The organism is Limnohabitans sp. (genome assembly GCF_044361985.1).
Lineage (GTDB): Bacteria > Pseudomonadota > Gammaproteobacteria > Burkholderiales > Burkholderiaceae_C > Limnohabitans_A.
The window spans coordinates 1-10,535 of the sequence record NZ_JBIKHV010000077.1 but is presented as its reverse complement, the minus strand read 5'-3'; the positions used below and the strand labels follow the sequence as shown (position 1 = coordinate 10,535).

Sequence of the window (10,535 nt, the reverse complement as noted above, 5' to 3'; positions counted from 1 at the left end):
CCGTGCTGAAGAAAATCACCACCCCCGACGAGAAGCTGATTTGATGGCCGCGCGCATCGTCTTCTCGCACGGCAACAGTTTCCCGGCCAGCACTTACCGCGTTTTGTTTGACAGCCTGCGCCAGCGCGGCTTTGAGGTCAGTGCCTTAGAAAAACTGGGCCACGACCCGCAGTACCCTGTGACCAACAACTGGCCCCACCTGGTCGAACAGCTGGCCGACTTTGCGCGCACCCAGCAAGGCGATGGCGAACCTGCTTTTCTGGTGGGTCACTCACTGGGGGGCATTTTGAGTTTGATGTGCGCTGCCCGTCACCCCGAGCTGGCGCGCGGTGTTTTGCTGATCGACTCGCCCGTGTTGGGCGGCTGGCGCGCCACCACTCTGGGCCTGGCCAAACGCACACCCTTGATTGGTGCTTTGTCGCCCGGGCGCATCAGCCAGCGGCGACGCAACCATTGGCCCAGCATTGAAGCAGCACTGGACAATTTCCAGCATAAAAAATCATTTGCGCAATGGGACCCGCAGGTCTTGCGCGACTATGTGGAGCACGGCACTATTGAGCGCAATAGTGAGCGCAATGGCGAGCGCTACCTGAGCTTTGACCGCGACATTGAAACCGCGATCTACAACAGCCTGCCGCACAAACTCGACAGCCTGCTCAAGCGCAAACCCCTCAAGTGCCCTGCCGCTTTTATCGGCGGCACCCATTCTGCCGAAATGCGCCAAGCCGGCGTCGAATTGACCCATCAGGTGGTCAAAGGGCGCATCATGATGCTGGACGGCTCACACCTGTTCCCGATGGAAAAGCCCCTGGCCACTGCCGCGGCCATCGAAGCGTCGTTGCTGAATCTGGGTGCCTGATCAGGCCGCCCAGGTCACCAGCCCGCTGTAGCTGGTGCCCAGCACCACCAAACCGAACACGATTCGGTACCAGGCAAACACCTCGAAGCTGTTGGTCGAGATGAACTTGAGCAGCCAGCGCACGCACACCCAGGCGCTGAGGAAAGAAAACACCAGGCCGACGACAAACATCGGCGCATCGGCCAGGCTGAGCAAGGCCCGGTCTTTGTAGAGGCTGTAAGCGCCGGCGCCAATCAAGGTGGGAATGGCCAGGTAAAAGGAAAAGTCGGTCGCCGCTTTTCGTGACATGCCCAGCAACATGCCGCCGATGATGGTGGCACCGCTGCGGCTGGTCCCCGGGATCATGGCCAGACATTGCACCAAGCCCACCTTCAGGGCGTCTTGCCAGCGCATGTCTTCAACCTCGCCAATGCGAATGACCTGGGTACGACGCCGCTCGGCCCACAAAATGACGAACCCACCGAGGATGAATGTGGTCGCCACCACTTCGGGCGTGAACAAGTTCGCCTTGATGGCCTTGCCAAACAACAGGCCCAAAATCACAGCGGGCACAAAGGCAATCAACACGTTGAGCGCAAAGCGCTGCGCATCGGCACTGTGCGGCAAGGCGCGCACGGTGGAACTGATCTTTTGCCAATACACAATGATCACCGCCAGGATCGCTCCGGTCTGGATGGCGATGTCAAACACCTTGGCCTTCTCGTCGTCAAAGCCCAGCAAGGCCCCGGCCAAGATCAAATGCCCGGTGGACGAAATCGGCAAGAACTCGGTCAGACCCTCGACCACGCCCATCACGGCGGCTTTGAACAACAACATCAGATCCACAAGCGTTCCCCAAAAAATCTGGGTGGATTATCGCTGCTGGACAGCGCCTCAGAATGAGGCAAGAGAATCGCCACCACAACCTGTGTCACAGTGTTGTTCAAAGAGAGCCTTCAGCAATCACCATGCAACTGACACACACCATCGCCGTACACATGACCTTAGCCCTGACCGCCACGGTCTTGGGTCCGTGGGCACTTTGGGCCCGCATGGGCCGGATCACACGACCCCGTCTTCACCGGGCTTTTGGTTACGCCTGGGTCACCTGCATGCTGGGCGCCGCCCTCTCGGGGTTGTTGATACGCGACTTCAATCTGCCCAATGTTTGGGGTTACACCCCGATTCACCTGCTTATTCCTCTGACCTTGTTCAGCCTGTATCGGGCATTTCGCTATCTGGCTGATGGTCATATTGCTGGCCATCGAAAAACCATGCAATGGCTCTATGGACTGGCTTGTCTGGTGACAGGTGCATTCACTTTATTGCCTGGACGTTTGTTGGGTCAATGGCTTTGGTCTGGCGCTGCGGGATAAAGCATGCCCATGCCCTCCATCCAAAAAACCACCCGACTCGGCGCCCTGGCCATCACCGCCGTGTGGCTGCTGGTTGCAGCAGCGCTGTATCTGGCGTTTGAGCGCATCGAGCAAAACCGCCAGGCCAGCCTCAAGCCCTATGCGCTGAGCTCAGGCGAACTGGTCATCCCGCGCCAGCGCGACGGGCATTTTCAGGTCGCGGGCGAAGTCAACCGCCAGCCGGTCACTTTTTTGGTGGACACCGGGGCCAGCCACGTGAGCGTCAGCGAAGCGCTGGCCAACCAAGCCGGGCTGCCTGCGGGCCAAAACATCACCATGCACACAGCCAATGGCCAGCGCCCCGGCCAACTGGTGCGCAGTGTGCCCGTGCGCGCGGGGCATCTGGTGCTCAATGACACCAGCGTCACCGTGGGCCTGAGCGGCCTGCTGCCCGAACAAGCGCTGCTGGGGCAGGCCTTTTTAAAGCACTTTGACGTTGAAATCAGGCGCGACGAGATGGTGCTCCGCCAGCGGCCTTAAAAACTGGCGGCTTCATGGCCCCAGTGCATGGCCTTCAGCGATGACCATTGTCCCGGTGGTCCCACCCACCGCGGCCGCGACCGCGCCCACCGTCATCGTGCCGCTCGTGCCTGCGTTCTTGCCCCCTTTGTTCATGTCCCCTTTGACGACCGTCATGCCCGTAACCCCAGCCTTGAACAGGTGCATAAACACGGGGGGCATACGCACCAGGCGCATAAACACGGGGCACAAACACCACCCGGGGCGGTGGTGGTGGGGCGAAGATCACGCGGGGTGGCAGGGCATACACCACAGGCCCGGGCAACCCCACCTGGGCATACACCGGGAAATGGCCGATGCGGGAGTGAACCGACACGGACGGCTCGACCACCAATGGATGGGCGCAACCCACCTGCGCAAAAGCCAAGCCCAGCAGGCCGAGCAGCGCGACGGCTCTTGAAAAAGACGGTTTAAATGTAAAACGCATAACAAAGCACCTCTGATTTATTGGCTCTTATTGAAAACAAGCTCCCTGCGTCTTAAGCGCGACAGAGGGGTGATCGGTGCACCTGATCCGCTTTAAAGTGGTTTCTAATCGTAACGGACAGGGCATGGAATCGCCCGCGCCAAGCCCTAAAATCAAGCTTATGAATTTCCCCACCGACAAAGCCCAAGGCCAGAGCACTGCGACAGAACACAAAGTCAGCAACTTCCTGCGCCAGATCATCGAAAGCGACCTGGCCAAAGGCACCTATGCCAGCCGCCGCTGGGCCGGCAGCCCTGGCGACGCCGCACACCACGATGCAGGCCAACCCGACCCAGCCAAAATCCGCACCCGCTTTCCACCCGAGCCCAACGGCTACCTGCATGTGGGCCACGCCAAAAGCATCTGCATCAACTTCGGGCTGGCGCAAGAGTACGGCGGCGTGTGCCACCTGCGCTTTGACGACACCAACCCCGAAAAAGAAGACACCGAGTACGTCAACTCCATCATTGACGCCGTGAAGTGGCTCGGTTTTAGCTGGGCACAGCTGGGCCAGGCCCAAGGCGCAGCCGCATACGAGGACTGCAGCGCCGCACCCTACCAAGCCAGCGACTACTTTGACTTCATGTACCGCGCTGCCGAGGCGCTGATTGCAGCCGGCCACGCCTATGTGGACGAACAAAGCGCCGAAGACATGCGCGCCAACCGGGGCGACTTTGGCAAACCCGGTGTGGACAGCCCGTTTCGCAGCCGCACCGTCGCAGAAAACTTGGCCCGCTTTCGCGAAATGCGCGATGCCAAGCTAGCCGATGGCGCCGCCGTGCTGCGCGCCAAGATCGACATGGCCTCGCCCAACCTCAATTTGCGCGACCCGGCCATCTACCGCATCCGCCGCGCCACCCACCACCATACGGGCGACAAATGGTGCATCTACCCGATGTACACCTTTGCCCACCCGATTGAAGACGCGCTGGAGCAAATCACCCACAGCCTGTGCACGCTGGAGTTTGAAGACCAGCGCCCGTTTTACGACTGGCTGATGGAACGCCTGTGCGAGTGCAAACTCTTAGCCGCGCCCAGCCCTAAACAGTATGAATTTGCCCGCCTGAACCTGACCTATGTGATCACCAGCAAACGCAAGCTGGCGCAACTGGTGAATGAAAACAAAGTGAGCGGCTGGGACGACCCCCGCATGCCGACCATCGTGGGCCTGCGCCGCCGGGGCTACACGCCCGAGAGCCTACGCCTGTTTGCCGACCGCATTGGCGTAACCAAGAGCGACAGTTGGATCGACTACAGCACCCTTGAAGGGTGCCTGCGCGAAGACCTGGAAAACAAAGCCCACCGCGGCATGGCCGTGCTCGACCCCGTCAAGCTGGTGCTGACCAACTGGGCCGAAGCCTTTGGCAGCGATCGCTACCTGGAGGACTGCAGCCAACCCGCCCTGCCCCACAGCGCCATCGCCGAGGGCCAAACGCCCCCCACCGACCGCAGCTTCAAGATCGGCAAAGAGGTGTGGATTGAGCGCGAAGACTTTGAAGAAGTGCCGCCCAAGGGCTACAAACGCCTTTCCCCGCCGCAAAAGAACGCGGACGGCACTGCGTCCGCTGGTGCGGTAGTGCGCCTCAAAGGCGGCTACGTGATTGAATGCACCGGTTGCGTGCGCGACGCGGCAGGACGCGTGACCGAAGTGCACGCCAAAGTGATCCCCGGCACCAAGAGCGGCACGCCCGGCGCCGACAGCGTCAAAGCCAAAGCTGCCATCACCTGGGTGAGCGTGGCCGACGGCGTGCAAGCAGAAGTGCGCCTGTACGACCGCCTGTTCATGGACGCACAGCCCGATGCAGGCGGCAAAGACTTCCTGCTATCGCTCAACCCCGACAGCCTGAAAGTGGTGACCGCCTATGTGGAACCGTCACTGGCCGCTGCGCAGCCGGACCAGAAGTTTCAGTTTGAGCGCTTTGGCTACTTTGTGGCGGATCGGGCTGACCACGTGGCGGGAGCCAAGCCGGTGTTTAACCGGGTGACGGGGTTGAAGGACAGCTGGGGTAAGTAAGCCAATGTCACGCCCTCAGACTATTCAAATCTTCCTCCCAAGCGGTGACCCGCGTGGCATGCGCGTAGCTGAGATCACGACGCGCATTGTTCGCGTGATCGAGGTGCCGCGCAGCCAGTTGGCCGACTTCCTCAAAATGCCTGAGTCAGAACAAGTAGGCGTGTATTTTTTGATGGGCGAACTGTCTGAAGCGGGCTTGCCTCGTACCTATATCGGTCAATCCGGCAATGTGGGCAAACGATTGGAGCAGCACCACCAGAACAAAGACTTCTGGAATCGTGCGTTCGTCGTCATTTCACTGACCAACAGCATGACGCAAACGCATGCCCTGTTTCTGGAATGGTTGGCCATTGCCGAGGCCACAAAAGCAGGACGTTATGGCTTAGAGAACGGTAACACCGGCTCACAGCCCTACACACCGGCACCACTACAAGCCGATTGCCATGAGATTCACGAAACCGCCGCTACCTTGCTGGCCACGCTGGGCCAACCCATTTTTGAGCCTTTGACCAGTGCCCCGAGCGCTAAAGGCACCGTCGAATTGTTTTATTGCAAAGGCTCAGGGGCTGATGGCGTGGGCGAATACACCAGTGAGGGTTTCGTCGTGCACAAAGGCTCGAAGGGGCGTGCCGAGATCGTGGCATCTATCCAAGGCACATCGAACGAACGCATGCGAAGCCAATTGGTCATTGAAGGCGTGTTGGCCGAACAACCCGGTAGCTCTGGTGCTCTGCTGGTCTTCACACGTGACCACTTGTTTTCCAGCCCCAGCACAGCCGCCATGGCGGTCATGGGGCGATCTGCTAATGGCTGGGTCGAATGGAAAACGACATCGGGTAAGACTTTGGATGAGGTCAAACGGCGAGGCGTCATCAGCGCGGATGCCAACTGACCGCAAAACACACCCCTAGTGTTCAGGTGCTGACGGCCACAAACGCGCAAAGTCAAACGAAAGTTGCCGGTGGTGCCGGATGGACAGTAGGACCACCGTCTCTTGTGCGTCCATGGCTGTGTAGAGGATCAGGTAGTCGCCGTGCAAGTATTCACGCAGCGCATCCGGCGCACCCGCAGGCATGGCCGCCAGCAGCGCCAGCGCCTCGGCCGACTGGGGTGGGTTGGCCAAGTAGCGCCGCCCCATGCGCGGAAAGCGCCGCAGGTTTGGGATGACCGTGGCGCGAATTTCGGCCAGCAAGTCATCGAATGCAAAGCCCGCGTCCGCTGCCACTAAAAACACTTCAATGGACTCAAGGCGATCCAAGAAGCTGGCGGTCAGCTCAACCCGATACAGATGGTCAGCCACGTTGCTTGGCAGGGCGTTTGATGGCGGTCTTGCCCAGCTGTTGCAGCTGGTCAAGGGCGGCATCTGCTTCAAACGTGCGGCCAGCAGCGATGTCGGCCAAGCCGCGCTTGGCATCGTCGATCAACAGCAGGTGAATGCGTTCGCGCTCCAGCCGGTGGTAGTAGTCGAGTCGGTCGGCGTCGATCAGCGCGACGTAGCTCTCGCCGTTCTTGGTGATGATCTTCTCTGCACCGGCCTTGGCCTGGTCAGCCAGTTCGGACAGATGGGCGCGTGCTTGCGTGAATGGCACGACATCGCTGGCAGAAAAACCCATGACCGGCTCCTATGACATTGCAGAATTCTGCACATTATAAATCAACTCAAATTTTTGCTAACTTACGGACTATATGCAACCCCAATCCATCCTCCACTTCTGGTTCACCGAACTCACCCCCAAGCAGCACTTCGCCAAAGACGCTGCTTTGGACGAAGCCATCCGCGCCCGTTTCGGTGCCACGCTGGAGGCCGCAGCCAAGTGTGAGTTGTTTGCCTGGCGCGCCACGCCCGAGGGGCGGCTGGCCGAGGTCTTGGTGCTAGACCAGTTCTCGCGCAACGTTTACCGCGACACGCCCCGAGCCTTTGCGCAGGACGCGCTGGCCTTGGCGCTGGCGCAAGAGCTGGTGGCCATTGGACAAGACCGCAACCTGCCCTTGGCGCAGCGCAGCTTTGCCTACATGCCTTACATGCACAGCGAGTCCGCCCTGGCGCACGCGCAAGCTGTCACCCTATTTGCGCAGCCAGGCATGGAAGACACCCTGCGCTTCGAGCTAAAGCACAAGGCCATCATCGACCGCTTCGGCCGCTACCCCCACCGCAACACCATCTTTGGCCGCGAGTCCACGCCAGACGAACTGGTGTTTTTGAGTGAGCCTGGGTCTTCGTTCTAGGCGTGTCTTTTATTTGGCATCGGCTATTTAAACGAATTAAACTTACCTCCATGCGCCCATCCCAAGCACTCAGCCAACACCGCGATGCCGTCTGCCAAGCCGCAGCCCGTTATCGCGTGGCGAACCCTCGGGTGTTCGGCTCAGCTTTGCATGGTGATGACATCGAGGGCAGCGACTTGGATTTGTTGGTCGACCCTCTGCCCGGCACCACGCTGTTTGACCTGGGTGGCTTGCAAGACGAGTTGCAAACCTTGTTGGGTGTGTCTGTGGATGTGCTCACGCCCAAAGACTTGCCCGCCAAGTTTCGGGATGCGGTGGTGCAAGAAGCCCGTCCGCTATGACGATCAACCGTTTACCCAATTATTTGGGTCACATGCGCCAAGCGATCGCTGACGCACAGGCATTCACAGAAGGTATGGCGCACCCCGATTTCGAGCAGGACAAGCGCACGCAACAGGCGGTGGTGATGAGCTTGATTGTCTTGGGCGAAGCGGCAACCAAAGTCATGGACCAGCACCCAGAGTTTGCGGGCCAGCATGCTGAAATCCCGTGGCGAAGTATGCGCGGCATGCGCAACCGAATTGCACACGGCTATTTCGATATCGACCTCGCCGTGGTCTGGGACACTCTGCAAACGGCCCTGCCCGCGCTCAAAGTTCAGCTCGATTCCATCGTCTCAGAGTGAGCCGAGGTCTGGGTTTTAACCCTCGCAGCTTGGCGTTCAGATGCGACCATGCACATAAACTTGTATGTAATACCGACTTGAATGTCCTTGAGCGCTTAACTTCGCTAAACTGACTTTCCACCTTCCGTTGGAGTTCACCATGCCAACCGCCAAACCACTTTGCGATCCAGCATTACAACTGCCCCCCCGAGGAGCGCATGGCTTTGGTCGATCAGATTTTGGATACGCTGGACGAGCGTGACAGCTCGTTGGATGCGCAATGGGCACAAGAAGCAGAAAGCCATTTGGCCGCTTACCGCCGGGGTGAGGTTCAAGCAAGCCCCCTGAACGAGGTCATTGCCAAATACCAAGCCAAAACAGCATGAGCGTGCGGCTGCTGCACGCCGCTGCCGACTGCGCAGATTCCCATACGGCGTGATTTACAGCCAAGATGTGCAAGGCATTCTGATCGTGGCCGTTGCCCATTTGCACCGTCGGCCTGCGTATTGGCAAAGCCGTGTGAATTGATCTCACTGAAGTTATCCATGCACATCACCACTCTCACTGCCCTGCGCGCGCTCTACGGCCCCGCCCGTGAGCGTTCGCTCAAAAAAGAAATTCCGGCACTCGACGCGCACGCGGTGCAGGTCATTGGCCTGTCGCCGTTTGTGGTGCTGGCAAGCAGCGATGCGCACGGGCACATGGACGCGTCGCCTCGTGGGGGCGATCCAGGATTCGTCAAGGTGCTGAACGAGCAAACACTTTTGTTGCCCGATGCGCCTGGCAACAACCGGCTGGACACGCTGGAGAACATCATTGCCTCGGGCCGCCTGGGCACCTTGTTCATGGTGCCGGGCTTTGACGAGACTTTGCGCGTCAATGGCAGCGCCGTGCTGTCCACCGATCCGGCCGATTTGGCACTGTGTGCCGATGAGCGGCGCACGCCCACACTGGTGATCCGCCTGACGGTGGAGTCGGTCTATCTGCATTGCGCCAAGGCTTTTATGCGCTCAAAGCTGTGGGATGCCAGCCACCACACCGACCGCGCGCAACTGCCCAGCATGGCCGAGATGATGCGTGATCAGATCCGCGCCTTCAAGGGCGAAGACATTGAGGCCGAAACCCAGGCCCAAATGCTGGAGCGCTACCAGCAGTCGCTGTGAGCATTTGCATTTGCATTTGCATTTGCACCAGCACGGTGCGCAAAGTTGCACTGGCCTTCTGTGAATGAAGCTGTGGACAACTGCAGGGATATCCGCGCAGACCCTGCAACCATGGGGCTTGGCGCGCACTGCCTGCGAAACAGGCAGCTGGCTTCACTTACTTTTTCTGCACCGGATTGGCCAACAGCAAGTTGGTCGGATAGGCGCGCATGAACTCGCGGGCTTTTTCCAGCGGAGCGCTGAGCCAGGCGCCGTAGGCCCCTTCGTTCAGGATGGCAGGCATGCGTTTTTCGTTGCCGTTTTGCCCATAACGGTTCATCAGCGCGTGGCTGTTGGCATTCACTGAGAGCAGGGTGTAGCTGATGATTTTTTCGCTGCCCTGGGTCCACCGCTCCCACAGGCCTGCCACGCCCATGGGTTTGCCGTCCACCCGGGCGATGCGGGTGGGCACGCCTTTGCCGCTGCGCCAATCTTCTTCGATAAATGCCTGCATGGGAATGATGCAACGCTGGCCTTTGAGCCAAACATCACGCGTCGGCGTGGCAGTGCTCATGGTTTCGTAGCGCGTCACGGCCAGTTTGGTCGAGCGCAGTTTGGCGTCTGAAGCCGACTTGACCCAGGTGGGCACCAAACCGAATTGGCCTTGGGCCAGTTCCATCACCAGCGGCACGGGCGCTGGCAATGTAGCAGTCACTTCGGTATCGGCCAAGGCCGGCTCGGCAGGCTCGGCGGGAGTGATGCTGGTAGGCTCGGCTTTGCGGATGAAAAAGCCTGGTTGGCGCGGCCAGACTTCTTTGCCCAGCAAGACCTCTGGGGGGGCGATGCCAAAAGCTTCGGCATACAGGTCGGCACTTTTCAGGCATTCATATTGGTTACTCATGCGGACGATGCTAACCGACAGCCAAGGCGCAGCCGGCTTGGCCCCACGACCTGATACGCTCACGCCCTGGCCTTTGACCTTGATTTTTCAAGCACGCTGCGGCCCGCTTCGCACCCACTCAAGCCCCACCATGCTGATCCGATTCAACAAACCCTATGGCGTGCTCAGCCAGTTCACCCCCGAAGGGCGTTGGCGCGGACTCAAGGACCTGATTGACCTGCCCGGTGTGTATGTGGCCGGGCGGCTGGACGCCGACAGCGAGGGCTTGTTGCTGCTGACCGACGACGGCCAGTTGCAAGCCCGCATTGCAGACCCCCGCTTCAAGATGGAAAAAACTTACTTGGTACAGG

Annotated in this window: 16 protein-coding genes; 11 read left to right on the top strand and 5 right to left on the bottom strand. The window is 59.7% G+C overall.

What is annotated here, in order from left to right:
• The first annotated feature begins 43 nt into the window (after nucleotides 1–43).
• On the top strand, nucleotides 44–859 hold the full coding sequence (locus ACIQ3A_RS11710) for an alpha/beta hydrolase (protein ID WP_396431914.1): 816 nt from the start codon (nucleotides 44–46) through the stop codon (nucleotides 857–859).
• Here the strand turns inward: ACIQ3A_RS11710 and ACIQ3A_RS11705 are convergent, their stop codons facing one another.
• Complete coding sequence (locus ACIQ3A_RS11705) at nucleotides 860–1,684, bottom strand: undecaprenyl-diphosphate phosphatase (RefSeq protein WP_396431913.1); 825 nt, start codon at nucleotides 1,682–1,684, stop codon at nucleotides 860–862. It abuts the gene before it with no gap.
• A gap of 122 nt (nucleotides 1,685–1,806) precedes the next feature.
• Between ACIQ3A_RS11705 and ACIQ3A_RS11700 the strand changes: the two genes are divergently transcribed.
• Both ACIQ3A_RS11700 and ACIQ3A_RS11695 read left to right on the top strand, forming a co-directional pair.
• Entirely contained in the window at nucleotides 1,807–2,214 is a 408-nt protein-coding gene (locus ACIQ3A_RS11700; RefSeq protein WP_396431912.1) for a DUF2306 domain-containing protein, read from the top strand.
• A gap of 9 nt (nucleotides 2,215–2,223) precedes the next feature.
• Nucleotides 2,224–2,733 carry a TIGR02281 family clan AA aspartic protease gene (locus ACIQ3A_RS11695; RefSeq protein ID WP_396431911.1) on the top strand — a complete coding sequence of 170 codons (510 nt, stop codon included), beginning with the start codon at nucleotides 2,224–2,226 and terminating at the stop codon, nucleotides 2,731–2,733.
• 34 nt (nucleotides 2,734–2,767) lie between these two features.
• On the opposite strand, the gene ACIQ3A_RS11690 is transcribed toward ACIQ3A_RS11695, so the two are convergent.
• Complete coding sequence (locus ACIQ3A_RS11690) at nucleotides 2,768–3,199, bottom strand: hypothetical protein (RefSeq protein ID WP_396431910.1); 432 nt, start codon at nucleotides 3,197–3,199, stop codon at nucleotides 2,768–2,770.
• Nucleotides 3,200–3,359: 160 nt separating this feature from the next.
• Here ACIQ3A_RS11690 and ACIQ3A_RS11685 point away from each other — a divergent pair, with 160 nt between their 5' ends.
• The gene (locus tag ACIQ3A_RS11685) at nucleotides 3,360–5,252 is read left to right on the top strand and encodes a glutamine--tRNA ligase/YqeY domain fusion protein (protein WP_396431909.1); all 1,893 of its coding nucleotides are present in this window, start codon (nucleotides 3,360–3,362) and stop codon (nucleotides 5,250–5,252) included.
• 58 nt (nucleotides 5,253–5,310) lie between these two features.
• Nucleotides 5,311–6,144, top strand: coding sequence for a GIY-YIG nuclease family protein (locus ACIQ3A_RS11680; protein ID WP_396431908.1), 834 nt, complete (start codon nucleotides 5,311–5,313; stop codon nucleotides 6,142–6,144).
• 15 nt (nucleotides 6,145–6,159) lie between these two features.
• Here ACIQ3A_RS11680 and ACIQ3A_RS11675 read toward each other — a convergent pair whose 3' ends face one another.
• Nucleotides 6,160–6,552 (bottom strand): type II toxin-antitoxin system RelE/ParE family toxin, encoded by a 393-nt coding sequence (locus ACIQ3A_RS11675; RefSeq protein WP_396431907.1) that lies wholly within the window; start codon nucleotides 6,550–6,552, stop codon nucleotides 6,160–6,162.
• On the bottom strand, nucleotides 6,545–6,865 hold the full coding sequence (locus ACIQ3A_RS11670) for a type II toxin-antitoxin system Phd/YefM family antitoxin (protein WP_396431906.1): 321 nt from the start codon (nucleotides 6,863–6,865) through the stop codon (nucleotides 6,545–6,547). The genes ACIQ3A_RS11675 and ACIQ3A_RS11670 overlap by 8 nt, the downstream gene beginning before the upstream one ends.
• A gap of 73 nt (nucleotides 6,866–6,938) precedes the next feature.
• On the opposite strand from ACIQ3A_RS11670, the gene ACIQ3A_RS11665 reads away from it, so the two are divergent.
• From ACIQ3A_RS11665 to ACIQ3A_RS11645, 5 genes are all read left to right on the top strand, one after another.
• The gene (locus ACIQ3A_RS11665) at nucleotides 6,939–7,478 is read left to right on the top strand and encodes a DUF924 family protein (RefSeq protein ID WP_396431905.1); all 540 of its coding nucleotides are present in this window, start codon (nucleotides 6,939–6,941) and stop codon (nucleotides 7,476–7,478) included.
• Between the two features lie 50 nt (nucleotides 7,479–7,528).
• Nucleotides 7,529–7,819, top strand: coding sequence for a nucleotidyltransferase family protein (locus ACIQ3A_RS11660; RefSeq protein WP_396431904.1), 291 nt, complete (start codon nucleotides 7,529–7,531; stop codon nucleotides 7,817–7,819).
• Nucleotides 7,816–8,163: a DUF86 domain-containing protein gene (locus ACIQ3A_RS11655; protein WP_396431903.1), complete on the top strand. Its 348-nt coding sequence runs from the start codon at nucleotides 7,816–7,818 to the stop codon at nucleotides 8,161–8,163. The genes ACIQ3A_RS11660 and ACIQ3A_RS11655 overlap by 4 nt, the downstream gene beginning before the upstream one ends.
• 197 nt (nucleotides 8,164–8,360) lie before the next feature.
• Nucleotides 8,361–8,528: an addiction module protein gene (locus ACIQ3A_RS11650; RefSeq protein ID WP_396431902.1), complete on the top strand. Its 168-nt coding sequence runs from the start codon at nucleotides 8,361–8,363 to the stop codon at nucleotides 8,526–8,528.
• A gap of 159 nt (nucleotides 8,529–8,687) precedes the next feature.
• Nucleotides 8,688–9,305 (top strand): pyridoxamine 5'-phosphate oxidase family protein, encoded by a 618-nt coding sequence (locus tag ACIQ3A_RS11645; protein ID WP_396431901.1) that lies wholly within the window; start codon nucleotides 8,688–8,690, stop codon nucleotides 9,303–9,305.
• 157 nt (nucleotides 9,306–9,462) lie between these two features.
• Here ACIQ3A_RS11645 and ACIQ3A_RS11640 read toward each other — a convergent pair whose 3' ends face one another.
• Nucleotides 9,463–10,185, bottom strand: a complete 723-nt coding sequence (locus ACIQ3A_RS11640) for an SOS response-associated peptidase family protein (protein WP_396431900.1) — start codon at nucleotides 10,183–10,185, stop codon at nucleotides 9,463–9,465.
• Between ACIQ3A_RS11640 and ACIQ3A_RS11635 the strand changes: the two genes are divergently transcribed.
• Nucleotides 10,184–10,535: pseudouridine synthase (locus ACIQ3A_RS11635; protein WP_396431899.1), on the top strand; the 352-nt coding region annotated here is incomplete at its 3' end. The genes ACIQ3A_RS11640 and ACIQ3A_RS11635 overlap by 2 nt on opposite strands.